We start from the raw sequence: 24,734 nt of genomic DNA on the forward strand, positions 1-24,734 counted from the left end.
CCCTGAAAGTGAGGGGCAGACCGCCTTGTATCGACCTGAAATTCAATCCAGTTCCACCCAGGCGGACTCGGTCGGTGCTTCGTTGGTGAGCCCGTGTTTCAGCGCGTACATCAGCAAGTCGATGCGGTTGATCAGGTCAAGCTTTTGATAGATGTTGCTGAGGTGGTTGTGCACGGTGTGCTCGCTGATCCCCAGGCGCCCGGCGATGCTTACATATTTGGCGGACGGTTCGCCTACGATGGCGCGAATCAGTTCTCTCTCGCGCAACGTCAACCGCGCCTGTTTTGCCCGCTCCAGATTGCATTTCATGGGGATATGTCCGTTCGCGGCATAGCCGGAAAGGCCGCCGGCCCAGGCTCTATCCATTGCGCAGTCGCTATGGTGGACCTTGAGGATGGCCTGGATAATCGATTCCGTCGGGTCTTCCGCCAGCACGATGCCGCGAGCGCCAGCCTCTATCGCCTGGGCAGCGGGGACGACTTCGTACAGGCCCTTGAGCAGCAGCACTTTCATTTCGGCGCTACGGGTGAGGCCTGCGACGACATCCAGAGGATTCAGCGCATCCGGAAAGAAACTGAAAAAAATGACATCGGGCCGCAACTGATCGGCAAGATCCAGCGCCTGGGTATAGGTGGTGGCCTGTCCTGTCACTTCCATTCGGGGCTTTCTGGCATTGATCAAGTCGTGAAGGCCCATGAGTACGAGGGGGCGACAATCGATCAACATCACGCCAATGGGCTCTTTTGGGTCGGTCATCATCTTCCTGAGCCCCTTGAAAAGCCCATGATGGCTTCCACCGGCAGGCGGCGCGAACGTTTCCAGAAGGCAGCCAAAGCCCGGGAGAGCAGATAAATACGAGTAATTATCAGTGGTTTACGCATGATGATTTGCTCCCTCCCGCCTCTCAACTGATTCTAGGTCAACCCGGAGCGCTACCGGCCCACCCGTCCGTCAGTCCTCGATCCAGGTCCGGTGCGGCCAGGCCTGTCCGATGCTCTCGAGAAGGGGAGTAACCCTCGAAAATCAAGGTATTAGGCCCGCCATAGATGGCCAATTGCCAAGGTCGGATCCACATCATGGTCGTCAATTAATCGACGAGTGGCGATAACTTAGGAGCGCTAATATCGGACTGGTCAATTTATCGGCGAAATCTGCCTGGCCCGCCACTGGCAATTGCTGGAGTTCATGCATTGCTGGTGTTCCTGTTTCAGCACTTTTTTGTGCGCGACGTCTCGTTTTCAGAAATGCCTTCACCTGTTCAGAGTGAGCGTTGGGGGAGGTTCTCAAGGGAATGCCATGGCTGGCCGATAACCCGGACAGTTACGAGCTTCTTCATCTGTGGCGGTCAGTGCATGTGCTGATTGGCGATGAGAAGCTGTTTGATGGCTAAGGGCTACCAGCTATCATCTGCGCGCCAAATCAAGGGCTGCGAAGCTGAGTCCGTCCGTGTATTTGCCTTTGGGTTCTTCTTCTTAAATTGCCTGGAAATCTTCGATGCTGTCGTATCACCAAAAGCGTTTTCTGATCGTCGATGATTTCTCGGACTTCCGCAGTTCGGTTCGCTCGATGCTGCGCGAACTGGGTGTCAAGGAAGTGGACACTGCCGATACCGGCGAACAGGCGCTGAAAATGTGTTCGCAGAAGCAGTACGACTTCATCCTGCAGGACTTTCACCTGGGCGACGGCAAGAAGAACGGCCAGCAGGTGCTCGAAGACCTGATGGAAGAAAAGTTGATCAGCCATGAAGCGGTGTTCGTGATGGTCACCGCCGAAACCAGCCAAGCCATGGTGCTCAGTGCGTTGGAGCATGAGCCCGATGCCTACCTGACCAAGCCGTTCAACCGTTCCAGCCTGGCCCAGCGCCTGGAGCGCCTGGAGCAGCGCAAGGCTTTGCTCAAGCCAATCCTGCAGGCCCTCGATCGGGGCAAGCCGATGGAGGTGCTCAACGCCTGCATCGGCCTGTGCAAGCAAGACATCCGCTATTCGCCACTGTGCCTGCGCTATCGCGCCGATGCCTTGCGCGACCTCAATCAGAATGAAGCGCTGGAGCGGTTGTACGACGGCATCATCGCCGACCGTCCGTTGCCATGGGCATTTGCCGGGCTGGGCAAGTTGCTGTTCAAGCGCGGTCAGGTCGGGCAGGCCAAAGGTATCTACGAAAAAGCCCTGAAAGTGTTCCCGATGATGCCGTCGCTGTATGACGGCATGGCTGACGTGCTGGTCGCCGAAGGGGATACCAAGGGGGCGCAGCGCGTTCTCGAAGAAGCGATTCGCCTGTCGCCGCTGGCGGTGCGCCGGCAAGCGTTGCTGGGCAAGCTGGCTATGACCAACGAGGACTTCGATACCGCTTCCAGAGCCTATCGTCAGGCGGTAGCCCAAGGCGCACAGTCACGTTTCAAGGACCCTGAAAGTAACCTCGGCCTGGCTCACGCCTTGATCAGCAAGGGCCGCGACAGGGGGCTGGATACCCGCACCCGGCTGGAAATCAATACCACGCTGAGCGCAGTGGCCAAGGACAACCCTGGCGACCCTGGCCTGCAAATTCGTGCGCGCTTGATGAAGGCCACCAGTCTGCTGATCAACGATGCGGAAACGGCCGACAAGCTCACCGAGCAGGCCCTGTTGCGCCTCGATGGCATGGAGCAGTTCATGAGCGCCGAAGCGGCGTTGCTGGTGGCCAAACAACTGAAAATGCTCGGGCAGTCCGAGGCCGGCACCGCGATGCTGAAAAACTGCGTGGAAATCTACGGCGACGATCCGGCGGTCATGAAGGACATCGCCAAGCAGACCGACGACCCGAGCATCCTCAATTCCGGCAACGCCGCCGCTGAACTCAACCGTCAGGGCGTGCGCGTCTACAAGACCGGCAATCTGGTGGAGGCCCGACAGGTCTTTCGCAAAGCCCTGGCGATGCAACCGAAGAACATCAGTATCGCCCTGAACCTGGCGCAGTCGCTGTTGCACGGCACCGATACCAGCGTTGCTTCGGCGGAGCTGGAGGAATGCCGGACCTGCCTGAAAATGGTCGGCCTGATGCCCGACTCCGACGCGCGTTTTCCACGTTACCAAAAGCTCAAAAGCAAGGCGTTTGGCCAATGAACGAACATGAACAGGCACTGGATTTCTCCACGGTGATCGCCTCCACCGTGCACGACATGAAGAACTCGCTGGCCATGCTGATGCAGGCCCACAGCCAGTGGCTGGCGCGATTGCCGGAATCGGCGCAGCAGACGCCGGAGCAGGGCGTGATCGACTTCGAGTTCGCCCACCTCAACGGCATGCTGGTGCAGTTGCTGGGGCTGTATAAGCTCGGCGTCAACCAGATGCCGTTGCAACCGGCCTACCATGAGCTGGACGACTTCATCGAAGCGCAACTGGCGTGTCATCAAGAGGTGTTCGCCAGCCGCGGCATCATGGCCACCTATGAAGTGGACCCCCTGAGCCCGTTGGGTTTCTTCGACCGCGAGTTGATCGCGTCGGTATTGGCCAATTGCATCAACAATGCCATTCGTTTTGCACGGCATGCCGTTCTGATCAGTGTCAGTGACGAAGCCGGGCAACTGGTGTTGACCATCAATGACGATGGCGAGGGGTATCCGGCGCAGATGATCGAGCGTCAGGCCGATTACGCCCAAGGCATCAATCAAAGCACCGGCAGCACCGGCCTGGGCCTGTACTTTGCGGGGCGAATTGCTGCACTGCATCAACGCAACGGCGTGGGCGGGCACACCGAAATCAGCAATGGCGGTCCGTTGGGCGGCGGGGTGTTTCGTCTTTGCCTGCCCTGACAGGCAGCATATTTATCGACGCTGCTTGAAATTCCGAACACGCGGAGCCTATTTTGTACGGTCGCCGTTCGCGGCCCGCACAATAACAAGGATTGCGTCATGACGACCGTTGGCCTGAGTTCACTCGCGCAGCGATTGACGGGCATTGATGAAGTTGAATGTGTCACGCCGGATTTGAACGGCGTACCACGGGGCAAAGTGATGACCTCCGAGGGTTTTCTCGACGGTCGACGTTTGCAGTTGGCGCGGGGTGTGCTGCTGCAATGCATCATGGGCGGATATCCGCCGGCGCGTTTTTACGGCAGCGATGATGGCGACCTGGCACTGATTCCGGACCCTGCACAAATCCATCGCTTGCCCTGGAGCAACCCGCCGCGGGCATTCGCCATTTGCGACGCGGACGAACTGGGCACTACCACCAGCTCCAATCTGTCGACCCGTGGCCAGCTCAAGGCAGTAATTGCCCGTTACGCGGCCCGCGGCCTGGCGCCCGTGGTGGCGACCGAACTTGAGTTCTTCGTTTTTGCGCCTAACACCGACCCGACTCAGCCGTTCCAGCCACCGGTGGGGCAGGACGGTCGCCGCGAGGACGGTCAGTCGGCGTTCAGCGTCAGTTCCAATAACGGCTTGCGGCCGTTCTTCAATGAAGTCTACGCGTGCATGGCGGACTTGGGATTGCCCCGCGATACCTTTATGCATGAGATGGGCGTCAGCCAGTTCGAGATCAACCTGCTGCATGGCGATCCGTTGCTGCTGGCCGACCAGACGTTCCTGTTCAAGCACCTGCTCAAGGAAGTGGCCCTCAAGCACGGCCTGAGCGTGGTTTGCATGGCCAAGCCGTTGGCGCATACGCCGGGCAGTTCGATGCATATTCACCAGAGCGTGGTCGAGATCGATTCGGGGCGTAACGTGTTCAGTGACGAGGCGGGGCAGGAGACGGCCACCTTCCGCCATTTCATTGCCGGTCAGCAAGTGTGCATGGCCGACTTCACCGCGTTGTTTGCGCCGAACGTGAACTCCTATCAGCGCTTGTGCCACCCTTACGCCTCGCCGAACAATGCCTGCTGGTCCCACGACAACCGGGCGGCCGGCCTGCGCATCCCGGCCAGTTTGCCGGTGGCTCGTCGGGTCGAGAACCGTTTGCCCGGGGCCGATGCCAACCCGTATCTGGCCATTGCTGCAAGCCTGGCGGCAGGGTTGCATGGCATCGAGAACGCATTGGAGCCAAGCGCGCCGATCCAGGGTGAATTCGAAGTGCCGGACAATCTTTCATTGCCGTGTACCTTGCATGCGGCACTTGAGCGTCTGAAACGTAGCCAGTTGGCCAAGGAACTGTTCGGCACGGAATTCATCGAAGGCTACATCGCTTCGAAGACCCTGGAGCTGAGCAGTTTCCATGATGAAATTACGCCCTGGGAACGACGTGTTTTAGCCGCCCAGGCCTGACGATCTGTCGACATCCGGCTATCGTTTAGCGATAGCCGATTCTCACTGCAAGGAGCCGCTCGGAACGCCGATGCGCCAAATCTGGAAATCCTTTCGAGCACTGTATTTCGCCTCGCTGATGATGTTGATCGGCTCGGGCCTGTTGAGTACTTACCTGGGCCTGCGCCTGGCGGCCGACAATGTCGACAGCCTGTGGGTCGGTGCGTTGATGGCCGCCAACTATTTCGGCCTGGTGCTGGGGGGCAAGATTGGTCACCGCTTGATTGCCCGGGTCGGGCATATCCGGGCCTACTCGGCCTGTGCCGGGATCGTCGGCGCGGCGGTGCTGGGCCATGGCCTGGTCGATTGGCTGCCGGCCTGGCTGTTCCTGCGGGTCATAGTGGGTCTGGGCATGATGTGCCAGTACATGGTGATCGAGAGCTGGCTCAATGAGCAGGCCGATGCCAATCAGCGCGGCATGGTGTTTAGCGGTTACATGATCGCTTCGTACCTGGGCCTGGTGCTGGGGCAGTTGATTCTGGTCATGCACCCGGCGCTGGGGCTGGAGCTGCTGATGCTGGTCGCCCTGTGTTTTGCCCTGTGTCTGGTACCTGTGGCCCTGACCCGGCGGATTCACCCTGCACCCTTGCATCCTGCGCCGATGGAGCCACGGTTCTTTATCAAACGTGTCCCGCAATCATTGAGTACGGTGCTCGGGGCGGGCCTGATTGTCGGTTCGTTCTACGGTCTGGCGCCGCTGTATGCCTCGCAGCAAGGGTTGTCCACGGAGCAGGTCGGTCTGTTCATGGGTAGCTGCATTTTTGCCGGTCTGCTGGTGCAGTGGCCGTTGGGCTGGCTGTCCGACCGCTACGACCGGGCCGTGCTGATCCGCAGTTTCGCGTTCAGCCTGGCACTGGCCGCACTGCCGCTGGCGATCATGCCGCAGGTGCCGCTGGAGGTATTGTTCATCGCCGGCTTCCTCTGCTCGCTGGTGCAGTTCTGCCTGTATCCGTTGGCGGTGGCGTTCTCCAATGACCACGTCGAAGGTGATCGCCGGGTGTCCCTGACGGCGATGTTGCTGGTGACCTACGGTGTGGGTGCGAGTATCGGGCCGCTGGTGGCAGGTGTGCTGATGAAACTGTTTGGCAGCCAGATGCTCTATGCGTTCTTCAGTTTCTTTTCGTTGGTGCTGGTGTGGCGGATTCGCCCGAAAGCGGTGACCAATCTGCATCAGGTCGACGACGCACCGCTGCATCACGTGGCCATGCCGGACAATATGACGAGTTCGCCACTGGTGGCCTGCCTCGACCCGCGTGTTGATGAACAGGTGGTGCAGGATCAGATGCACACTCCGGTGAGTACCGGGCCAGAACCTGAAACCGTCACCGAAACTGAAACAGATCAGCCGCCGCAAGACCCTGATACAGGGCGGGACCCTAACTACAGCGAGGCCAGGCCTTAAAGCCGGGGCACAAAAAAACGGGCAGTCACCGCAAGGGACTGCCCGTTTTTTGTGGAGGCTCTATCAGATGTCGTCTTTGTCGAAGCGGCGCGCTTCGCGTTGCAACTGGTAGACGAAGCGTTCGACCTGACGCTGCACCAGTCCGCTCATGTTGTGGAAGCGAACGCCGGCGAAGGTGGTGGAGATCTTTTCTTCGAAGTGCAGATAACGCAATTCGACTGGCGCCATCATCTTGCCAAAGGGCAGGTCGGCGTTGAAGCGGTCGTACACCTGACCCAGTTGCAGGCTGCCCGTGATGTCGCCGTCGAAACGCAGTTTGCAGCCGGTAGCGGAAATATCCAGCAGCTTGCCGCTGATGGAGGTCTTGAGCTTTTCGCCGTCGAGATTGACGTTGACCAGTTGTGCCAGCTTCAGTGCCGCGCGGAACGCATTGCGGCGCTGGTGGTACACCACTTCATCGGGCAGGGTGCCGCGATAGCAGCGGCTGCCACTGGATTCGTCGATCTTCAATTGGCCGTTGCTTTCCCAGGCAATGCGCACACCTTCGTGGAAGCCTTCGATCCTGAAAGGTTCGCCCGCCATCAGGTAGCGCTCGCCATCGCGAGGAATCATTTCGTCCAGGGCAATCATGTTGCTTTCACGGTCCAGGTCCACCAGATAGCTCTGGAAGCGCTGGCTGCGCTCGTGGAACGTGATGATCAGCGGGTCATGGCTTTCGAGCAGCTGGCGCAGATTGCTGGAGATTTCCAAGGGCGTTGAGAGCACCTTGGGTGGCTGCGGAGCATCATCCACGGATAAGGCATTGGACACGGTTAATCAATCTCCAGGCAAAATTTGACTACGGCTAGCCAGCATTTTGCCAGCATCTTTCGCGTCTTGGATAGAGCGGGCACATCAAGCGGCCTAAGCCTGACTGAGCGGGCGCGGCTTAGCAAGCTTGGAGAATGTTCCGCTGGCATCGTAAAGCGCCGGCGTTTCACCACCGGTGAGGATTTTCAGCTGGGTGGCCGTAGCGGCCTGCTGAGTGAGGATCGACTGGCCGTTGTTGGCGTTGATGGCCTGGCACTGGGCCAGGAGATCGGTCAGCACGTCACTTTGCGCCAGCAACTGGTCGCCAATGCTTGACTGGCTGGCCAGTTGCTCCAGCCCGCCGCGGTTGGTCGGCAGGTTGAGGCTGGCGAGAATTTCACTGCGCTTGCGGCCATGCTGTTCGAGCAGGACGACCAATGCATGTTTCTGCGCCAGGATGCCCTCGAGCAATGGCATGTCACGGCCATGCAAGGCGAGGGATTCGGTCTGCAATAATTCCAGCAGTTGTTGCGCTGGAGCAAAGTCGTCGGTGATCAGTTGCAGTAAATTGGTGTCGTGCATGGCTGGCCTTGGGTTTTAAGCGTCCAAAAGCCTGGCGCCGGCGGTGGCCTAGCGCTGGGCTTCGAAGTTGAGCAGTTTGCTGGCTACACGGTTGCTGTCGACTTTATAGCTGCCATCGGCAATCGCTGCTTTCAACTCGGCCACGCGGGCTTTGTCGACGGCAGGCTGATCGCGCAGCTTGTCATTGACCTTCTGCAACTGTTGAGCCTCATTGCTGAGATGTACCGATTCCCCGCTGTTGACGGTACCGGCCTGTTCGGCTGCGGATTCCAGCGGCGCGGTTTTGCCGGGTTCGGCGCTTTCCTTGCTGGCGCTGGTACGTGTACTGCCCGTCAGGGACGAGGAGCTGTTCAAACGGCTGAAATCGATGACCATGATAAAAAACCTCTGGGAATTTGGACGCTTGCCATGGTTTCGGCCATTCCCTGGAAAACTTTAGGCTCATTTATCAATGAACCTCGCGCGCGTCAGCGCTTGCCCTGCATGGAGCACAGTCTAGGGAACCGCCGCGGCAAGCGCCACATTCCGATGAGCAGAGCGCCTTACATGGACACCTCCACCTGCCCGGGCGCCATGACCTGCGCCTTGATGACTCGCTGGGAGTTGAGGTTCTTCACCCGGATCTGTTCGCTGAGGCTGCCGTTCGACAGGGCTTCGCCGGGCATGCGCACGCTGAGCGTACCGCTGCGGGCGGTAATCACCACCTGATCACCCTTGCGGATCACCTCGGCCTGTTCGATATGCACCAGGGTAATCACCTGGTCGGTGACCATTGGTCGGGTCAGTCGCTGCCCGATCGCCTGGTCGAGGGAGGTCAGGTAGCCCTGGCTTATCAGGCTGATATCGCGCTCGCGCAGCACCACATCCCCAGGCTCGACAATGGCGGCACGGCGCAGTGGTCGGGCGGTGGTCACGACATCGCGAAACAGGCGGATTTGAGCGGGTACGAAGACAGTCCAGGGGGCGGCGCCCTCGCAGCGGACCTTGACCGTGACTCGTCCCAGCGGCCTGGGACTCTCCAGCGTTGCTGTCAATTCCTTGTCGCACATGGGCATGTGCATGCGCGGGTCGAGCGGGTTGACCTGGATCTCGTAGCGACCTTCCGTTTGACTGGTTGCCAGATAGTCCTCTACGGTGAATTCAAGAAAGCCCTGAGTGACGCCGATAAGCATGTCAGGCAAGGTAACCGCGTCAGCAAGGGCAGGGCTGCCAGCGTTGAACAGGCAAACAGCCGCCAGCACGCCGAGCAATTTGCGGAAGGGTGTGGTCAGGCGTCGAAAAAATGTCGGTTCTGTGTTCATAACGATTAAAAAAGCAAGCGCCGTGCCGTTTAGTGATGAAGGCGCGTCGCAACAACACTTGGCGTTGGTGTAGGAGTCTGGGCATGGCTGGTGTAATGGATTCGGTAAACCAGCGCACGCAACTGGTGGGGCAGAATCGCCTTGAGCTGTTGTTGTTCCGTCTCGACGGCCAGCAGCTGTACGGGATCAACGTGTTCAAGGTTCGGGAGGTGCTGCAATGCCCCCAACTGACGTTGATGCCCAAGTCCAGTCCTGTCGTGTGCGGTGTGGCGAACATCCGGGGGGCGACCATTCCGATCCTTGATCTGGCGATGGCGACCGGCTCCGGTGCGTTGAAGGACAAGAACAATCCGTTCGTGATCATCACGGAGTACAACACCAAGACCCAGGGTTTCCTGGTGCGCTCGGTGGAGCGCATCGTCAACATGAACTGGGAGGAGATCCATCCGCCACCCAAGGGCACCGGGCGCGATCACTACCTGACCGCGGTGACGCGGGTCGACAATCAGTTGGTCGAAATCATCGATGTCGAGAAGGTGCTCGCGGAAGTGGCTCCGACGCCGGAAGCGATTTCCGTCGGCGTGGTGGACGTTGAAACCCAGCACAAGGCGCTTTCGTTGCGCGTGCTGACGGTCGACGATTCCTCGGTGGCGCGCAAGCAGGTCACGCGTTGCCTGCAAACGGTCGGCGTCGAAGTGGTGGCGTTGAACGACGGTCGGCAAGCGCTGGATTACCTGCGCAAACTGGCCGATGAGGGCAAGAAGCCGGAAGAAGAGTTCCTGATGATGATCTCCGACATCGAGATGCCGGAGATGGACGGGTACACCCTGACGGCGGAAATCCGCAACGACCCGCGCATGCAAAAGCTTCATATCATCCTGCATACTTCGTTGTCGGGGGTATTCAATCAGGCGATGGTCAAGAAGGTCGGTGCCGATGACTTCCTGGCCAAATTCCGTCCTGATGACCTGGCATCCCGGGTAGTCGACCGGATCAAAGCAGCAGATATCAGCTAGGGGCCTGCGCCCCTGGCAGTCAACACGATTTAAGAGGCGGCATCATTGTCTACGGGTAATTTGGATTTCGAACAGTTCCGGGTATTCCTGGAAAAAGCCTGTGGCATTTTGCTCGGTGAAAACAAGCAGTACCTGGTCTCCAGCCGTCTCAACAAACTGATGGAACAGCAAGGCATCAAGTCTTTGGGGGAGCTGGTTCAGCGCATGCAGACCCAGCCGCGCAGCGGTTTGCGCGAACAGGTGGTGGATGCCATGACCACAAACGAAACCCTGTGGTTTCGTGACACCTACCCGTTTGAAGTCTTGAAGAACAAGGTCCTGCCCGAAGCGATCAAGGCCAGCCCTGGCCAGCGCCTGCGTATCTGGTCGGCGGCGTGCTCGTCGGGCCAGGAGCCGTATTCGCTGTCGATGTCCATCGACGAGTTCGAACGGGTCAACATGGGCCAGTTGAGGATGGGCGTACAGATCGTTGCCACCGACCTGTCCGGCACCATGCTGAACAACTGCAAGACCGGCGAGTACGACAGCCTGGCCATCGGCCGCGGTCTGTCGCCCGAGCGCCTGCAGCGTTATTTCGACCCGAAAGGGCCGGGACGCTGGGCGATCAAGGCGCCGATCAAGAGCCGGGTGGAGTTCCGTTCGTTCAACCTGCTGGACAGTTACGCGAGCCTCGGCAAATTCGACATCGTGTTCTGCCGCAACGTGCTGATCTACTTCTCCGCCGAGGTGAAGAAGGACATCCTGTTGCGCATCCACAGCACGTTGAAGCCGGGCGGTTACCTGTTCCTCGGTGCTTCCGAAGCGTTGAACGGTTTGCCGGATCATTACCAGATGGTCCAGTGCAGCCCGGGGATCATTTACCAGGCGAAATGATGCAAAAGCGGTGCGTATAAAAACGGGAGTCCTCAGGGGCTCCTGTTTTTTTATGCCTGCAAATGATCATTTGAAATCACCACACCCCGTTGTGGGAGCGGGCTTGCCCGCGAAGGCGTCGTGTCAGTCGATATCAACTTTGCCTGACACACCGCTTTCGCGGGCAAGCCCGCTCCCACAGGGTCAGTTGGTGTCTTCGTAAGCGGTGCCAAGCGGCAGAAAAGCGGCAGGCGGCGGAAAACCGTTGCCGCTTTTCTGGCATTGCCGCGTTGCCATGTCCGGCAAAGCCCCGGTTTTCGGGCTTTTTTGAATTGGCATGGGGCTTGCTAAGTTGATCCTACGAAAAATCAGGTCACCCGAAGGTTTCCCGACATGAGCATCAGCTTCGATAAAGCGCTCGGTATCCACGAACAAGCCCTGGGCTTCCGCGCCCAGCGCGCCGAAGTCCTGGCCAATAACATCGCCAACGCCGATACCCCGAACTACAAGGCTCGGGACCTGGACTTCTCGAAAGTGCTCGCCGAGCAGAACGAGAAAACCAAAAGCGGCACCTTCGCCTTGAACATGACCAACAGCCGTCATATCGAAGCTGAAGGTCTGGGCAATGGCGACGAGTCGTTGCTGTATCGCACGCCGATGCAACCGTCGATCGACCAGAACACCGTGGACGCTCAGCTGGAACAATCGAACTACGCGCAAAACGCGGTCAATTTCCAGGCCAGCTTCACCCTGCTCAATAGCAAATTCAAAGGGCTGGTATCAGCCCTGCGCGGAGAGTAAGTCATGTCTCTATCCAGTGTTTTCAACATTGCCGGTAGCGGCATGAGTGCGCAGACCACGCGTTTGAACACCGTCGCTTCGAACATCGCCAACGCCGAGACCGTCTCGTCGAGCATCGACCAGACCTACCGCGCGCGTCACCCGGTGTTCGCCACCATGTTCCAGGGTGGCCAGAGCGGCGGCAGCGACTCGCTGTTCCAGAGCCAGGACGCCGCCGGCCAAGGCGTGCAGGTGCTGGGTGTGGTCGAAGACCAGAGCAATCTCGAGGCGCGCTATGAGCCGAACCATCCGGCCGCCGATGCCAAGGGCTACGTCTACTACCCGAACGTCAACGTGGTTGAAGAAATGGCCGACATGATTTCCGCGAGCCGTTCGTTCCAGACCAACGCCGAAATGATGAACACCGCCAAAACCATGATGCAGAAAGTCCTGACTCTCGGTCAGTGATAAGGGGCGACTCAGATGAGTGTTACCGATTCCACCAGTGGTTTGAGCCTCAACGACATCCTGGCCAACTCTTCGATCAAGACCAACACCACGACTGACGGCCTCGCCTCGGCAGCCGGCAGCGCCTCGGGCAACCAGGCCCTGGGCAAGGATGCGTTCCTGCAGTTGCTGGTGACCCAGTTGAAAAACCAGAACCCGCTGGAGCCTCAGGACAACGGTGCGTTCGTGGCCCAGCTGGCGCAGTTCAGCAGCCTGGAAGGCATCACCACGCTCAACGATACCGTGAGCGGCCTGGCCAGCAACTACAACTCGTCCCAGGCCTTGCAGGCGTCGTCGCTGGTCGGCCGTTCGGTCATCGCCCCGGGCGACAAAGCTGTGGTCGATACCACCAAGAGCCTCAGCGGCACGGTGGTGGTGCCGTCTTCGGTGGCGTCCGCCACCCTGAAGATCACCGATTCAACCGGCAAGACCGTGCGCACCATCGACCTCGGTTCGCAGAAGGCCGGCAACGCCAGCTTCATCTGGGACGGCAAGAACGATGCGGGTGAGACGGTACCTGCGGGCACCTACACCTTCGGCGCCACGACCACGATCGATGGCCAGTCCGTCGCGTTGATCACCAACCTGCCCGCGACTGTCAACAGCGTGACTATCAGCCAGACCGGCGGTGAGTTGATGCTCAATCTGGCCGGGCTGGGCAGCGTTGCCCTGTCCAAAGTGCAAACCATTGGTATGTAAAGCCGACTAACCCGGCATAAAGGAGTGGATGATGTCTTTCAATATCGGCCTTAGCGGTCTCTTTGCAGCCAACAAACAACTGGACGTGACCGGCAACAACATCGCCAACGTCGCGACCACCGGTTTCAAATCGTCCCGTGCAGAATTCGAAGACGTGTACTCGGCGACTCGCCTGGGCACCGGCAGCAAGACCGTCGGCAACGGCGTGCGCCTGGCCAACGTTTCCCAGCAGTTCACCCAGGGTGATGTGAGCAACACCGGCAACGTGCTCGACATGGGTATCCAGGGCAACGGTTTCTTTGTCCTGAGCAACAACGGTTCGCTGACCTACACCCGTGCCGGTACGTTCAAGACCGACAAGGATGGCTACGTCACCAACAGCGACGGTACTGCCCGCCTGCAAGGTTACGGTGTGGATTCCAGCGGCAAGATCCTCAATGGCGTGCTGACCGACCTGCGGATCGACACCTCCAACCTGGCGCCGAAGTCCACCAGCAACGTGTCGTCGACGATCAACCTGAACTCCACGTCGCCGGTGATCGACCAGACGGTTGCGGCCAACAAGTTCGATCCGTCCAAGACCGAGACCTTTACCAAGTCGTTCAGTACCCCGATCTTCGATACTCAGGGTAACCAGCACACCATGGATCAATACATGGTCAAGACTGGCGCGAACACCTGGGACACCTACACCCTGATCGATGGTCGCAACCCCGATGGCAGTGATCCCAAGGTTACCGCTCCGATTGCTTCGACCATGTCGTTCGATTCCACCGGCAAACTGACGTCGGTCAGCACGCCCGTGACGCCGCCAACCACGCCACCGACTTCGGTGATCAGCAGTGACCTGAAAATCACCAACTGGACTCCGGGCAGTGTCACCAATGGCGTCTGGACAGCCAACGGCGCAGCAGCCGATCCGGCTGGCTTGACCATCGCCATGGCCAACACCACCCAGTTCAACGCCGACACTGCGCGCTCGATTCCATCGCAGAACGGTTATGCCACTGGCCAGATCACCAACCTGACCATCGACGGCACCGGTGTTCTGCTGGCCAACTTCAGCAACAACCAGACCAAGCCGATCGGCCAGATTTCCCTGGCCAGCTTCACCAACGAGCAAGGCCTGCAGCCGGTAGGCGGCTCCAGCTGGAAAGAAACCTACACCTCGGGCATCCCGGGCTACGATGCGCCGCAGACTGGCACCCTGGGTTCGATCGTTTCCAATTCCCTGGAAGAGTCCAACGTCAACCTGACCAACGAACTGGTCGACCTGATCAAGGGGCAGAGCAACTACCAGGCGAACGCCAAGACCATTTCTACCGAGAGCACCATCATGCAGACCATCATTCAGATGGCTTGATGCTGGAAAGTGCTGCATAAAAAAGCCCCTCGAGAGAGGGGCTTTTTTTGTGCTCGAAAGAAAGACCTGTAGGAGCGAGCTTGCTCGCGATGGTCGTTAACGAAAACGCGTGCTGTCTGGATACACGCGGCGCCCTCCAGATCATCGCGAGCAAGCTCGCTCCTACAGACAGGCAAAAGAAAACCCCCGACCCGCCAGAGGCAGATCGGGGGTTTCGAGCAAGCGCCTTGCGGCGCTTACCGACTCAGCTTATTGGCAAGCTTCGCAATCCGGCTCGTCGATGGCGCAAGCCTTCGGCACTGGAGCAGGGCCGGCAGGTGCTGCCAGGACCGAATCTTCACCGTGGTTGCCGCCGCTGGAAACAGCGTTCAGCTTGCCGGTGTTGATGGTTGACTTCTCGGTGCTGGTCGCGGCCAGGGCACGGAGGTAGTAAGTGGTTTTCAGGCCACGGTACCAAGCCATGCGGTAGGTCACGTCCAGCTTCTTGCCCGAGGCGCCGGCGATGTACAGGTTCAGCGACTGAGCCTGGTCGATCCACTTCTGACGACGGCTGGCGGCGTCGACGATCCACTTGGTGTCCACTTCGAAGGCGGTCGCGTAGAGCTCTTTGAGTTCCTGCGGGATGCGCTCGATCTGCTGCACCGAACCGTCGTAGTACTTCAGGTCGTTGATCATGACCGAGTCCCACAGACCGCGAGCCTTGAGGTCGCGAACCAGGTACGGGTTGATCACGGTGAATTCGCCCGACAGGTTCGATTTCACATACAGGTTCTGGTAGGTCGGTTCGATCGACTGCGATACGCCGGTGATGTTGGCGATGGTCGCGGTCGGTGCGATGGCCATGATGTTGGAGTTACGAATGCCTTTCTGTACACGGGCGCGAACCGGTGCCCAGTCCAGGGTTTCGTTCAGGTCGACATCGATGTACTTCTGGCCACGGGCCTCGATCAGGATCTGTTGCGAATCCAGCGGCAGGATGCCTTTGGACCACAGCGAACCCTGGAACGTCTCGTACGAGCCGCGCTCGTCGGCCAGATCGCAGGAAGCCTGGATCGCGTAGTAGCTGACCGCTTCCATCGACTTGTCGGCGAACTCGACGGCAGCATCGGAGCCGTAAGGGATGTGCTGCAGGTACAAGGCGTCCTGGAAGCCCATGATGCCCAGACCGACCGGACGGTGCTTGAAGTTGGAGTTCTTCGCTTGCGGCACCGAGTAGTAGTTGATGTCGATCACGTTATCGAGCATGCGCACGGCGGTGTTCACGGTGCGTTGCAGCTTGGCGGTGTCCAGCTTGCCGTCGACGATGTGGTTCGGCAGGTTGATCGAGCCCAGGTTGCAAACGGCGATCTCGTCCTTGTTGGTGTTCAAGGTGATCTCGGTGCACAGGTTCGAGCTGTGGACCACGCCGACGTGCTGCTGCGGGCTACGCAGGTTGCACGGGTCCTTGAAGGTCAGCCACGGGTGGCCGGTTTCGAACAGCATGGACAGCATTTTGCGCCACAGGTCTTTGGCCTGGATGGTCTTGAACAGCTTGACCTTGCCCGGGTACTCGGTCAGGGCTTCGTAGTACTCGTAGCGCTCTTCGAAGGCCTTGCCGGTCAGGTCGTGCAGGTCCGGCACTTCGGATGGCGAGAACAGGGTCCACTTGCCGTCATCGAAGACACGCTTCATGAACAGGTCAGGGATCCAGTTGGCGGTGTTCATGTCGTGGGTACGACGACGGTCATCACCGGTGTTCTTGCGCAGCTCGATGAACTCTTCGATGTCCATGTGCCAGGTTTCCAGGTAGGCGCACACAGCGCCTTTGCGCTTGCCACCCTGGTTAACGGCAACGGCGGTGTCGTTCACTACTTTGAGGAATGGAACAACGCCCTGGGATTTGCCGTTGGTGCCCTTGATGTACGAACCCAGCGCACGAACCGGCGTCCAGTCGTTGCCCAGGCCGCCCGCGAATTTCGACAGCATGGCGTTGTCGTGGATCGCGTGGTAGATGCCCGAGAGGTCATCCGGCACGGTGGTCAGGTAGCAGCTCGACAGCTGTGGACGCAGTGTACCGGCGTTGAACAGGGTCGGGGTCGAAGCCATGTAGTCGAAGGACGACAACAGGTTGTAGAACTCGATGGCACGGGCTTCGCGGTCTTTCTCTTCGATCGCCAGGCCCATGGCCACGCGCATGAAGAAGATCTGCGGCAGTTCGAAACGCACGCCATCCTTGTGGATGAAGTAACGGTCGTACAGGGTCTGCAGGCCCAGGTAGGTGAATTGCTGGTCGCGCTCGTGGTTGATCGCCTTGCCCAGTTTTTCCAGGTCGAAGGAGGCCAGCTCAGGGTTCAGCAGCTCGTATTCGATACCCTTGGCGATGTAGGCCGGCAGCGCCTTGGCGTACAGGTCGACCATCTCGTGGTGGGTGGCGCTTTCGGCGACGCCAAGGAAGCCCAGGCCTTCGGCACGCAGGGTGTCCATCAGCAGGCGCGCGGTCACGAACGAGTAGTTAGGCTCGCGTTCAACCAGGGTACGGGCAGTCATCACCAAGGCGGTGTTGACGTCGGTCAGGGCCACACCGTCGTACAGGTTCTTCAGGGTTTCGCGCTGGATCAGGTCGCCGTCGACTTCCTCCAGGCCTTCGCAAGCTTCGGTGACGATGGTGTTCAGGCGGCCCATGTCCAGCGGCGCCAGGCTGCCGTCGGCACGGGTGATGCGGATCGACGGGTGCGCTTGTACCGGCTCTTCGGTGGTACGAACGGCACGTTCCTTGGAACGGGCATCACGGTAGATCACGTAGTCGCGAGCGACTTTCTGCTCGCCGGCACGCATCAGGGCCAGTTCGACCTGGTCCTGGATTTCTTCGATGTGGATGGTGCCGCCCGATGGCATGCGACGCTTGAAGGTCGCGGTGACCTGTTCGGTCAGGCGGGCAACGGTGTCGTGGATTCGCGACGAGGCGGCAGCGGTGCCGCCTTCAACTGCGAGAAACGCTTTGGTGATGGCGACGGTGATTTTGTCATCGGTGTAGGGAACGACAGTGCCGTTACGCTTGATCACGCGCAGTTGGCCAGGCGCGGTGGCGGACAGATCCGAATTCGAATCGGCGGCCTGCGGCAAGGTGCCCTGCGGGTTCTCGCGAGTTGTGTCGGTTTGCATGGGGGAGTGTCTCCACATTCTCTATGTTTGTTTGGGCACCATCACGGTGCCCACCGTTCTGTCCTGAAGCACTACAACCGACATGGCGTCGGGCATAACAACTTCGGGACAGTAGGAAAAAGGCTAATGATGCCGCTTCCGTGCCGAAGTCTTTGGCCCCGAGCCTGAGCTCGAAGCCGGATTCCTTTCTGGGGTGCCTGTCATGACTGCAACACCCGTACCGTTCCGGCCATGCGGGCCTGAAAAAACGGTGCCATCCGCCTGTGCGGTTTGGGCTTGTAAAATCGTGCTTGGTTCGACCATAAACTGGCAATAAGCGCTTGAGTTTGTGGTCGGAAATGTGGTTGGGCTTTTAAGCTAAAACCCTACATGTAGGGTTTTTTTAGCGCCGAGGTACAAGATAATGCGTTTTTGAGGGGGTTGCAACGTACTGCCTGTGGATAAACCTGTGCGTAAATTGTGTGTGAAAGATGGAACAGGCGTGTAGGCCGCGAGCTAGCTGGAGCGGACTGTTTTTCACTGATTTTCAGCGATTGAAAACAGCCGTTCGGATTTTTAAGGGCGCGAACCCTATCACAAAAAACCGCGTTGTCCGAACGCATTTACCCGCTTGTGTTCTCGACGGGCGGCGTTTATACATTCGGCTCAGCGTGTATACATATTTGTCCCCCCGAATCATTACAAAAAGACGGGCGGATCCTTCCTTATTAGTGTTTTTGGCAAGCAGAGGTCACCCGTGGAGCAAGAAGCCTGGCAGGTATTGATTGTGGAGGACGACCAGCGACTGGCCGAACTGACCCGCGATTACCTGGAAGCCAATGGCCTGCGTGTGTCGATCGAAGGGGATGGCGCCCTCGCTGCGAACCGCATTATCAAGGAACAACCGGACCTGGTGATCCTCGACCTGATGCTCCCCGGTGAAGATGGCCTGAGCATCTGCCGCAAGGTCCGCGCCCGTTACGACGGCCCGATCCTGATGCTCACCGCCCGCACCGATGATACCGACCAGATTCTCGGCCTGGACCTGGGGGCTGACGACTACGTCTGCAAACCGGTACGCCCGCGCCTGCTGCTGGCGCGCATCCAGGCCCTGCTGCGCCGTAGCGAAACGCCCGAAGTCGCCCCGGAAAAACAGCGGCGTCTGCAGTTCGGCCCGCTGATCGTCGACAACGCCTTGCGCGAGGCCTGGTTGCAGGGCAACGGCATCGAACTGACCAGCGCCGAATTCGACTTGCTCTGGCTGTTGGTGGCCAATGCCGGGCGCATTCTCTCCCGGGAAGAGATCTTCACTGCGCTGCGAGGTATCGGTTATGACGGTCAGGACCGTTCCATCGATGTGCGTATCTCGCGCATCCGCCCCAAGATCGGCGATGACCCTGAGCATCCACGGCTGATCAAGACCGTGCGCAGCAAAGGCTATCTGTTCGTTCCCGAGGCTTGCGTAGACCAGACCCTGTGAACTCGATCTTCCTGCGTATCTATGGCGGCATGTGTGCCGCGCTGATTCTGGTGGCGGTGCTCGGTGTGCTGGCCTTGCACCTGCTCAATCAGGTGCGCAGCGAGCAATACCGCGAGCGCCTGGCCCATGGCACGTTTTCGCTGATGGCCGACAACCTGCAACCGATGAACCAGACCGAGCGCCATCGGGCCTTGCTGGTGTGGGGGCGGTTGCTGGGCATTCCTCTGGCGTTGAAAACCTTTGCCGAGACTGACCTGGACCTTACCCAGCGCACTCGTGTGTTGCGCGGCCAGGCTTTGGTGGAGCAGACCGGCCCGCACGCGGCGAAGGTCTACAAGCTGGTCAGCGACAAGGAGCAGTTGATGCTGACCGGGGAAGTGCAGCAGATCAGCGAGCAACTGGCCCGGGCGACCATCTACCTGTTGACCGATGAGCTGGTGCGTACCCCCGTTGCCGATCAGCCCCTGCGTCTGGCGCAATTGAAGCAGGACAAGGGCTTTGGCTTCGACCTGCGCCTTGTCACGGTTGACGAGGCGGACATGGACGAAGACCAGAGCCGCCGGGTGTCCGAGGGCGACACCGTGATGGCGCTGGGCAAGGAAGGCGATTCGATCCGGGTGTTTGCCGGCATGGTCGGAACACCGTGGGTCCTGGAAATCGGCCCGTTGTATCAGATGAATCCTTATCCCCCGCAATGGCTGGTGCTGATCGCTGCGCTGGGCCTGACGCTGATCGGTTTGATCGTTTATCTGTTGGTGCGCCAGCTCGAGCGGCGTTTGCGTGGCCTGGAGGCCGCCGCCACGCGTATTGCCCAGGGCAGCCTGGAAACCCGCGTGCCGGCGCGTGGCGCGGACTCGGTGGGACGGCTGGCCTCGGCGTTCAACGGCATGGCCGAGCACTTGCAGCAGTTGTTGGCGATCCAGCGCGAACTGGTGCGCGCGGTGTCCCACGAGTTGCGCACGCCGGTGGCGCGCCTGCGCTTTGGCCTGGAGATGATCGGCTCGGCCACCACGCCGCAAGCCCTGGAAAAATACTGCCAGGGCATGGATAACGACATCGAGGATCTCGACCGGTTGGTGGACGAGATGCTGACCTACGCGCGGCTCGAACAGGGTTCTCCGGCACTGAACTTCCAGCGGATCGATCTGGATGCCTTGGTCAACCAGGTGATTGAGGAACTGGCGCCGTTGCGTGCCGATGTCACGGTACAGCGGGGTTTGTGCCTGTCGGCCGCTGATAACGACGATGCCTGGGTCGAGGCCGAACCGCGTTATCTGCACCGGGCGATCCAGAACCTGGTGAGCAATGCCATGCGCCATGCGCAATCACGGGTGACCATCAGCTATCAGGTAGGGCAGCAACGCTGCCGGGTGGATATCGAGGATGACGGACCGGGGGTGCCGGAGTCGGCGTGGGAGAAGATCTTCACGCCGTTCCTGCGTCTGGACGACAGCCGCACCCGTGCGTCGAGCGGGCATGGGCTGGGGTTGTCGATCGTGCGGCGCATCATTCATTGGCACGACGGGCGTGCGTTGATCGGCAAGAGCAAGAGTCTGGGTGGGGCGTGTTTCAGCCTGAGCTGGCCGCGTAATCAGGAGAAGCGTTGAGATTTCCGGTGAATGTTCAACCGCTTTCGCGAGCAAGCCCGCTCCCACAGGTTTTGTGTCATACACAAGTCAACTGTGGGAGCGGGCTTGCCCGCGAAGGGGCCATACCAAGCACCGAAAACTCTCAGGCCTTGATACTGACCAGACTCAACAACTGCCCATCCTTGACCCCGAACTGCGCATCCAGCTCGGTGCCGTTGCGCCATTCGCGGGACAAATCCGTGAGCAGTCGCAACCGCACCTCACCCGACTCACGCCACTCCAGCACTTCGGCGTGTTCGAAATAAAACCGTTGCTGAACGATCGGATAGAGTGCCTTGAACAGGCTTTCCTTGACCGAGAACGTCAGGGTCACCAGCAACGCCCGTTGCTCGCGAGGACCGAGCGCCATGCGCTGTAGCTCCGGCGGGTTGAGGATTTCCCCGGCCAGGCGTTCGGCGCGTTCGACATTGAGCAGGTTTTCCAGGTCCATGCCCAGGCCGCGCCAATGGCTTTTGTTCGCGACAATCGCCGCGGCCCGGCCCGTGCTATGGGTGATCGAACCCGTGATATGAGCAGGCCAGACCGGTGCCCGGTCTTCACCAATGGCCGGAATGACGCTCAAACCTTCCAGACGCTGTAACGCGGCCCGGGCACACACCCGCCCGGCGAGAAACTCCGCCTGCCGTTTGGCGACAGAGCGCTGAATGCTCGCCGGTACTTCCACAGCGCTGCGCTGAAAGTCATCGCTGGCCAGTCGGGCGCTATCGAAGTGAGTGCTCAGCAGGACCGTATCGGGCAGCACCAACGGCAGCGGCCAGTGGTCATCGAGGGGGGTGCAGCAGACGGGCAGGGCGGGGGTTGAATTCATGTCAGGCATTTTGCCGGGTTGGCTTGGGACTGGGTAGTAGCCGATGGCGGCGATTTTAAGTGGATCGGTCTGCGGTTGTTTTTTCAGTAGGTCGAGCCCGGCCTGAAACCTCGCACCGGGATGGCAGCCTGGCTGAGCCCGCTCAAGGCCAGCAGAAGGGCGGCGAAGAACATGCGCAGGGTCGGGTCTCCTGTTGAAACGTGTCGAAACATTCGGGAAAGGGCGGTTCAGCTCAGGTTCAGAGTGCGTTCAGGGGGAGTTCAGGGCGCGGTGCGTAACCTTGCCCCGTACCCCAAAAACAAACGGCACATGAGGAAACTCCCCAATGACTGCATTCAAAAAACTGCTTCTGGCATTCACGGTTCTGGGCGCAAGCACCGCAGCCTTCGCCTCCGACGACAACTTCGCCAGCCTTACTCTTGGACAGACCAGCGACAAGATCAAAAAATCCCACGCCCTGAACGACAGCCTCAATCACCCGAACGCCGATGGTGTGATCGGCAAGGACACCACCTGGGGTGTTCGTTTGGGCCAGCAGAATAGCCAGGGCCGTTACTACGCCACTTACGACAACGTGTCGGGCTCGCACAGCGGCATTAAACTGCGTCAGGAAAACCTCCTGGGCAGCTACGATCTGTTCTACCCGGTGGGCGGCAGCACCAAATTGTTCGGCGGCGCCACGGCGGGCCTGACCAAAATGACCCAGGAGTCGCCAGGCTTCAGCCGCGACAGCAATATTGGCTATGCCATCGGTGGCCAGGTGGGTGTGCTGCAACAGGTTTCGCAGAACACCTCGGTTGAACTGGGTTACCGTTACCTGCGCAGCAACGCCAGCACCGAGATGAGTGAGCGCGGTGGCAGCAAGCAGGGTTCGCTGGACCTGACCAGCAGCGCCCAGACTTACCTGTCCGCCAACTACGCTTTCTGACAAGCGTTTCGTGAACGGCCTGCGCCGGATCAGCCCGAGTGACTGATCCGGCGTTGCCCTGTTAGCCATTGAGGTGCGACGTTGTGCCTCTGGAGATGTTGATTTGCCCGGGAGAGCGTTATGAAACTGCTGGTCGTCGAAGATGAAGCATTGCTGCGTCATCACCTGCAAACCCGCCTGACGGAGAGCGGCCATGTGGTCGAGTCCGTGGCCAACGCCGAGGAGGCGCTGTACCAGACAGCGCAGTTCAACTTTGACCTGGCGGTGATCGACCTCGGTCTGCCGGGCATGAGCGGGCTCGACCTGATCCGCCAGTTGCGTTCAAGTGGCAAGGTCTTCCCGATCCTGATCCTCACCGCGCGTGGCAACTGGCAGGACAAGGTTGAAGGCCTGGCCGCCGGCGCCGATGATTACGTGGTCAAGCCGTTTCAGTTCGAAGAGCTGGAAGCTCGCCTGAATGCCTTGCTGCGCCGCTCCAGCGGTTTCACCCTGTCGACCATCGTCGCCGGTCCCTTGCTGCTGGATCTCAACCGCAAGCAGGCGTCCCTCGACGAACAGCCGCTGGCACTGACCGCGTATGAGTACCGCATTCTCGAATACCTGATGCGCCACCATCAGCAAGTGGTGCCCAAGGACCGCTTGATGGAACAGCTCTACCCGGATGACGACGAGCGTGATCCGAATGTGATCGAGGTGCTGGTCGGCCGTCTGCGCCGAAAACTGGAGGGACCGGGCGGATTCAAGCCGATCGACACCGTGCGCGGCCTGGGTTACCTGTTCAATGAGCGTTGCACTTGATCCGTTCGCTGCGCATTCGCTTGATGCTCGCCGCCACGCTGTTGGCGGTGTTGTTCATGCTGGCGTTGCTGCCGGCGATGCAGGGTGCCTTCAGCCTGGCGTTGCAGGACTCCATCGAGCAGCGTCTGGCATCGGACGTGACTACGTTGATCTCCGCCGCCCGGGTGGAGAACAACAGCCTGCAGATGCCGGCGCAATTGCCCGACGAACGCTTCAACCTCACCGATAGCCGACTGCTTGGCTATATCTATGACCGTGAAGGGCGTCTGGTCTGGCGCTCAAAGGCGACCCGGGAAGAGCGCATCAATTACAAGCCACGCTATGACGGACGTGGTAACGAGTTTGCGCGCATCCGAGAAGCCAACGGCCAGGAGTTCTTCGTCTACGACGTCGAGGTCAAGTTGCTCGGCGGCAAAAGTGCAGCCTTCAGCATCGTGGCGTTGCAGCCGGTTCGCGAGTACGAACTAACCCTCGAGGGCCTGCGGGAAAACCTCTATCTGGGTTTTGGTGCGGCTCTGCTGGTGCTGTTGGCGTTGTTGTGGATCGGCCTGACTTGGGGTTTGCAGGCATTGCGGCGCTTGAGCCAGGAGCTGGACCAGATCGAAGGTGGCACCCGCGAAAGCCTCAGCGAGGAACATCCCCGGGAATTGCTGCGCCTGACCGGTTCCCTCAACCGCTTGCTGCATAGTGAACGTGAGCAGCGCAGTCGCTACCGTGATTCTCTCGACGACTTGGCCCATAGCCTGAAAACGCCCCTGGCGGTGTTGCAGGGCGTCAGTGAAGACATGGCCCAGCGTCCCGAAGATCGCGATCAGGCCTGGGTGCTGCAAACCCAGATCGAGCGCATGAGCCAGCAGATCAGCTACCAGTTGCAGCGCGCCAGTCTGCGCAAGAGCGGTCTGGTACGTCATCAGGTGCACTTGCACCCGGTGCTGAAAAGTCTGTGCGACACGCTGGACAAGGTCTATCGCGACAAGCGCGTGCACGTTGCGTTCGACCTGCCCGACCCGTGCCATGTACCGATCGAGCAGGGTGCTTTATTGGAAATGATGGGTAACTTGCTGGAAAACGCCTATCGCCTGTGCCTCGGCGAAATACGCATCAGCGTGCGTGAAACCCTCAGCGGCACCGAGTTGTGTGTCGAGGACGACGGCCCCGGCGTACCACAGGATCAGCGAGCACGGATTCTCGAGCGCGGCGAGCGGCTGGACCGTCAGCATCCGGGGCAGGGCATCGGCCTGGCGGTGGTCAAGGACATCATCGAGAGCTACAGCGCCCAACTGACCCTGGGGGATTCACCGATGGGCGGGGCGGCGTTCCGGATTCATTTCCCGGTGGTTTAGCGGTGTTTTATCGGACGCCATCGCGAGCAGGCTCGCTCCCACAG

At 59.7% G+C, this 24,734-nt stretch carries 24 protein-coding genes and 1 pseudogene; 15 read left to right on the forward strand and 10 right to left on the reverse strand.

Annotated elements, in window-relative coordinates; translation table 11 throughout:
- Positions 1–42: 42 nt before the first annotated feature.
- Together Q8X48_RS02245 and Q8X48_RS02250 are read right to left on the reverse strand one after the other, a co-directional pair.
- On the reverse strand, positions 43–759 hold the full coding sequence (locus tag Q8X48_RS02245; RefSeq protein WP_407799302.1) for a response regulator transcription factor: 717 nt from the start codon (positions 757–759) through the stop codon (positions 43–45).
- Positions 756–881 carry a hypothetical protein gene (locus tag Q8X48_RS02250; protein ID WP_256589392.1) on the reverse strand — a complete coding sequence of 42 codons (126 nt, stop codon included), beginning with the start codon at positions 879–881 and terminating at the stop codon, positions 756–758. The genes Q8X48_RS02245 and Q8X48_RS02250 overlap by 4 nt, the downstream gene beginning before the upstream one ends.
- 613 nt (positions 882–1,494) lie before the next feature.
- On the opposite strand from Q8X48_RS02250, the gene Q8X48_RS02255 reads away from it, so the two are divergent.
- The 4 genes from Q8X48_RS02255 to Q8X48_RS02270 all read left to right on the forward strand — a co-directional run bounded on the left by Q8X48_RS02255 (position 1,495) and on the right by Q8X48_RS02270 (position 6,675).
- Positions 1,495–3,099: a response regulator gene (locus tag Q8X48_RS02255; protein ID WP_407799303.1), complete on the forward strand. Its 1,605-nt coding sequence runs from the start codon at positions 1,495–1,497 to the stop codon at positions 3,097–3,099.
- Complete coding sequence (locus Q8X48_RS02260; protein ID WP_095963672.1) at positions 3,096–3,788, forward strand: sensor histidine kinase; 693 nt, start codon at positions 3,096–3,098, stop codon at positions 3,786–3,788. The genes Q8X48_RS02255 and Q8X48_RS02260 overlap by 4 nt, the downstream gene beginning before the upstream one ends.
- A 201-nt stretch (positions 3,789–3,989) precedes the next feature.
- Complete coding sequence (locus Q8X48_RS02265; protein ID WP_407799591.1) at positions 3,990–5,234, forward strand: glutamine synthetase family protein; 1,245 nt, start codon at positions 3,990–3,992, stop codon at positions 5,232–5,234.
- A 70-nt stretch (positions 5,235–5,304) separates the two neighbouring features.
- Positions 5,305–6,675: an MFS transporter gene (locus Q8X48_RS02270; protein ID WP_407799304.1), complete on the forward strand. Its 1,371-nt coding sequence runs from the start codon at positions 5,305–5,307 to the stop codon at positions 6,673–6,675.
- Positions 6,676–6,738: 63 nt separating this feature from the next.
- Here the strand turns inward: Q8X48_RS02270 and Q8X48_RS02275 are convergent, their stop codons facing one another.
- The 4 genes from Q8X48_RS02275 to flgA all read right to left on the reverse strand — a co-directional run bounded on the left by Q8X48_RS02275 (position 6,739) and on the right by flgA (position 9,347).
- Entirely contained in the window at positions 6,739–7,485 is a 747-nt protein-coding gene (locus Q8X48_RS02275; protein WP_407799305.1) for a flagellar brake protein, read from the reverse strand.
- A 93-nt stretch (positions 7,486–7,578) separates the two neighbouring features.
- Positions 7,579–8,046: a flagella synthesis protein FlgN gene (locus tag Q8X48_RS02280; RefSeq protein ID WP_407799306.1), complete on the reverse strand. Its 468-nt coding sequence runs from the start codon at positions 8,044–8,046 to the stop codon at positions 7,579–7,581.
- 48 nt (positions 8,047–8,094) lie between these two features.
- Positions 8,095–8,421, reverse strand: a complete 327-nt coding sequence (gene flgM / locus Q8X48_RS02285) for a flagellar biosynthesis anti-sigma factor FlgM (protein WP_407799307.1) — start codon at positions 8,419–8,421, stop codon at positions 8,095–8,097.
- Positions 8,422–8,588: 167 nt separating this feature from the next.
- On the reverse strand, positions 8,589–9,347 hold the full coding sequence (gene flgA / locus Q8X48_RS02290) for a flagellar basal body P-ring formation chaperone FlgA (protein WP_407799308.1): 759 nt from the start codon (positions 9,345–9,347) through the stop codon (positions 8,589–8,591).
- Positions 9,348–9,430: 83 nt separating this feature from the next.
- Between flgA and Q8X48_RS02295 the strand changes: the two genes are divergently transcribed.
- Together Q8X48_RS02295 and cheR are read left to right on the forward strand one after the other, a co-directional pair.
- The gene (locus tag Q8X48_RS02295) at positions 9,431–10,363 is read left to right on the forward strand and encodes a chemotaxis protein CheV (RefSeq protein WP_056853153.1); all 933 of its coding nucleotides are present in this window, start codon (positions 9,431–9,433) and stop codon (positions 10,361–10,363) included.
- A gap of 45 nt (positions 10,364–10,408) precedes the next feature.
- Entirely contained in the window at positions 10,409–11,236 is an 828-nt protein-coding gene (gene cheR, locus Q8X48_RS02300) for a protein-glutamate O-methyltransferase CheR (RefSeq protein WP_007980127.1), read from the forward strand.
- Positions 11,237–11,419: 183 nt separating this feature from the next.
- Here the strand turns inward: cheR and Q8X48_RS02305 are convergent, their stop codons facing one another.
- Positions 11,420–11,554: a hypothetical protein gene (locus tag Q8X48_RS02305; protein WP_407799310.1), complete on the reverse strand. Its 135-nt coding sequence runs from the start codon at positions 11,552–11,554 to the stop codon at positions 11,420–11,422.
- A 54-nt stretch (positions 11,555–11,608) separates the two neighbouring features.
- On the opposite strand from Q8X48_RS02305, the gene flgB reads away from it, so the two are divergent.
- The 4 genes from flgB to flgE are packed head-to-tail and all read left to right on the forward strand — an operon-like array spanning position 11,609 to position 14,564.
- On the forward strand, positions 11,609–12,016 hold the full coding sequence (gene flgB / locus Q8X48_RS02310; protein WP_407799311.1) for a flagellar basal body rod protein FlgB: 408 nt from the start codon (positions 11,609–11,611) through the stop codon (positions 12,014–12,016).
- 3 nt (positions 12,017–12,019) lie between these two features.
- Positions 12,020–12,463 (forward strand): flagellar basal body rod protein FlgC, encoded by a 444-nt coding sequence (gene flgC, locus Q8X48_RS02315; RefSeq protein ID WP_007980123.1) that lies wholly within the window; start codon positions 12,020–12,022, stop codon positions 12,461–12,463.
- Positions 12,464–12,478: 15 nt separating this feature from the next.
- Positions 12,479–13,201, forward strand: coding sequence for a flagellar hook assembly protein FlgD (gene flgD / locus Q8X48_RS02320; RefSeq protein WP_095963681.1), 723 nt, complete (start codon positions 12,479–12,481; stop codon positions 13,199–13,201).
- Between the two features lie 31 nt (positions 13,202–13,232).
- Positions 13,233–14,564: a flagellar hook protein FlgE gene (flgE, locus tag Q8X48_RS02325; protein WP_407799312.1), complete on the forward strand. Its 1,332-nt coding sequence runs from the start codon at positions 13,233–13,235 to the stop codon at positions 14,562–14,564.
- A 249-nt stretch (positions 14,565–14,813) separates the two neighbouring features.
- On the opposite strand, the gene Q8X48_RS02330 is transcribed toward flgE, so the two are convergent.
- Entirely contained in the window at positions 14,814–17,705 is a 2,892-nt protein-coding gene (locus Q8X48_RS02330) for a ribonucleoside-diphosphate reductase subunit alpha (RefSeq protein ID WP_007980117.1), read from the reverse strand.
- A gap of 736 nt (positions 17,706–18,441) precedes the next feature.
- On the opposite strand from Q8X48_RS02330, the gene Q8X48_RS02335 reads away from it, so the two are divergent.
- Positions 18,442–19,164 (forward strand): response regulator, encoded by a 723-nt coding sequence (locus Q8X48_RS02335; protein ID WP_007980115.1) that lies wholly within the window; start codon positions 18,442–18,444, stop codon positions 19,162–19,164.
- Positions 19,161–20,771, forward strand: coding sequence for an ATP-binding protein (locus Q8X48_RS02340; RefSeq protein ID WP_407802758.1), 1,611 nt, complete (start codon positions 19,161–19,163; stop codon positions 20,769–20,771). The genes Q8X48_RS02335 and Q8X48_RS02340 overlap by 4 nt, the downstream gene beginning before the upstream one ends.
- A gap of 124 nt (positions 20,772–20,895) precedes the next feature.
- Here the strand turns inward: Q8X48_RS02340 and Q8X48_RS02345 are convergent, their stop codons facing one another.
- The gene (locus tag Q8X48_RS02345) at positions 20,896–21,621 is read right to left on the reverse strand and encodes a 4'-phosphopantetheinyl transferase family protein (RefSeq protein WP_218195145.1); all 726 of its coding nucleotides are present in this window, start codon (positions 21,619–21,621) and stop codon (positions 20,896–20,898) included.
- A gap of 36 nt (positions 21,622–21,657) precedes the next feature.
- A pseudogene (locus Q8X48_RS02350) lies at positions 21,658–21,735 on the reverse strand (hypothetical protein); the annotation flags it as partial.
- Positions 21,736–21,946: 211 nt separating this feature from the next.
- Here Q8X48_RS02350 and Q8X48_RS02355 point away from each other — a divergent pair.
- From Q8X48_RS02355 to Q8X48_RS02365, 3 genes are all read left to right on the forward strand, one after another.
- Positions 21,947–22,549 (forward strand): outer membrane protein H1, encoded by a 603-nt coding sequence (locus tag Q8X48_RS02355; protein WP_015096465.1) that lies wholly within the window; start codon positions 21,947–21,949, stop codon positions 22,547–22,549.
- Between the two features lie 120 nt (positions 22,550–22,669).
- Positions 22,670–23,347, forward strand: a complete 678-nt coding sequence (locus Q8X48_RS02360; protein WP_407799313.1) for a response regulator — start codon at positions 22,670–22,672, stop codon at positions 23,345–23,347.
- Positions 23,344–24,690 (forward strand): ATP-binding protein, encoded by a 1,347-nt coding sequence (locus Q8X48_RS02365; RefSeq protein ID WP_015096463.1) that lies wholly within the window; start codon positions 23,344–23,346, stop codon positions 24,688–24,690. Before Q8X48_RS02360 ends, Q8X48_RS02365 begins: the two co-directional genes overlap by 4 nt.
- Positions 24,691–24,734: the final 44 nt, after the last annotated feature.

It is taken from the genome of Pseudomonas sp. QLc11A (genome assembly GCF_052112305.1).
GTDB lineage: Bacteria > Pseudomonadota > Gammaproteobacteria > Pseudomonadales > Pseudomonadaceae > Aquipseudomonas > Aquipseudomonas laurylsulfatiphila.

Excerpts from the sequence above, each read along its gene's own strand:
- Q8X48_RS02245 (WP_407799302.1), bottom strand. The coding sequence starts at position 759 with ATGATGACCGACCCAAAAGAGCCCATTGGCGTGATGTTGATCGATTGT.
- Q8X48_RS02250 (WP_256589392.1), bottom strand. The coding sequence starts at position 881 with ATGCGTAAACCACTGATAATTACTCGTATTTATCTGCTCTCCCGGGCT.
- Q8X48_RS02255 (WP_407799303.1), top strand. The coding sequence starts at position 1,495 with ATGCTGTCGTATCACCAAAAGCGTTTTCTGATCGTCGATGATTTCTCG.
- Q8X48_RS02260 (WP_095963672.1), top strand. The coding sequence starts at position 3,096 with ATGAACGAACATGAACAGGCACTGGATTTCTCCACGGTGATCGCCTCC.
- Q8X48_RS02265 (WP_407799591.1), top strand. The coding sequence starts at position 3,990 with ATGACCTCCGAGGGTTTTCTCGACGGTCGACGTTTGCAGTTGGCGCGG.
- Q8X48_RS02270 (WP_407799304.1), top strand. The coding sequence starts at position 5,305 with ATGCGCCAAATCTGGAAATCCTTTCGAGCACTGTATTTCGCCTCGCTG.
- Q8X48_RS02280 (WP_407799306.1), bottom strand. The coding sequence starts at position 8,046 with ATGCACGACACCAATTTACTGCAACTGATCACCGACGACTTTGCTCCA.
- flgM (WP_407799307.1), bottom strand. The coding sequence starts at position 8,421 with ATGGTCATCGATTTCAGCCGTTTGAACAGCTCCTCGTCCCTGACGGGC.
- flgA (WP_407799308.1), bottom strand. The coding sequence starts at position 9,347 with ATGAACACAGAACCGACATTTTTTCGACGCCTGACCACACCCTTCCGC.
- Q8X48_RS02295 (WP_056853153.1), top strand. The coding sequence starts at position 9,431 with ATGGCTGGTGTAATGGATTCGGTAAACCAGCGCACGCAACTGGTGGGG.
- Q8X48_RS02305 (WP_407799310.1), bottom strand. The coding sequence starts at position 11,554 with ATGCCAATTCAAAAAAGCCCGAAAACCGGGGCTTTGCCGGACATGGCA.
- flgB (WP_407799311.1), top strand. The coding sequence starts at position 11,609 with ATGAGCATCAGCTTCGATAAAGCGCTCGGTATCCACGAACAAGCCCTG.
- flgC (WP_007980123.1), top strand. The coding sequence starts at position 12,020 with ATGTCTCTATCCAGTGTTTTCAACATTGCCGGTAGCGGCATGAGTGCG.
- flgD (WP_095963681.1), top strand. The coding sequence starts at position 12,479 with ATGAGTGTTACCGATTCCACCAGTGGTTTGAGCCTCAACGACATCCTG.
- flgE (WP_407799312.1), top strand. The coding sequence starts at position 13,233 with ATGTCTTTCAATATCGGCCTTAGCGGTCTCTTTGCAGCCAACAAACAA.
- Q8X48_RS02330 (WP_007980117.1), bottom strand. The coding sequence starts at position 17,705 with ATGCAAACCGACACAACTCGCGAGAACCCGCAGGGCACCTTGCCGCAG.
- Q8X48_RS02345 (WP_218195145.1), bottom strand. The coding sequence starts at position 21,621 with ATGAATTCAACCCCCGCCCTGCCCGTCTGCTGCACCCCCCTCGATGAC.
- Q8X48_RS02355 (WP_015096465.1), top strand. The coding sequence starts at position 21,947 with ATGACTGCATTCAAAAAACTGCTTCTGGCATTCACGGTTCTGGGCGCA.
- Q8X48_RS02360 (WP_407799313.1), top strand. The coding sequence starts at position 22,670 with ATGAAACTGCTGGTCGTCGAAGATGAAGCATTGCTGCGTCATCACCTG.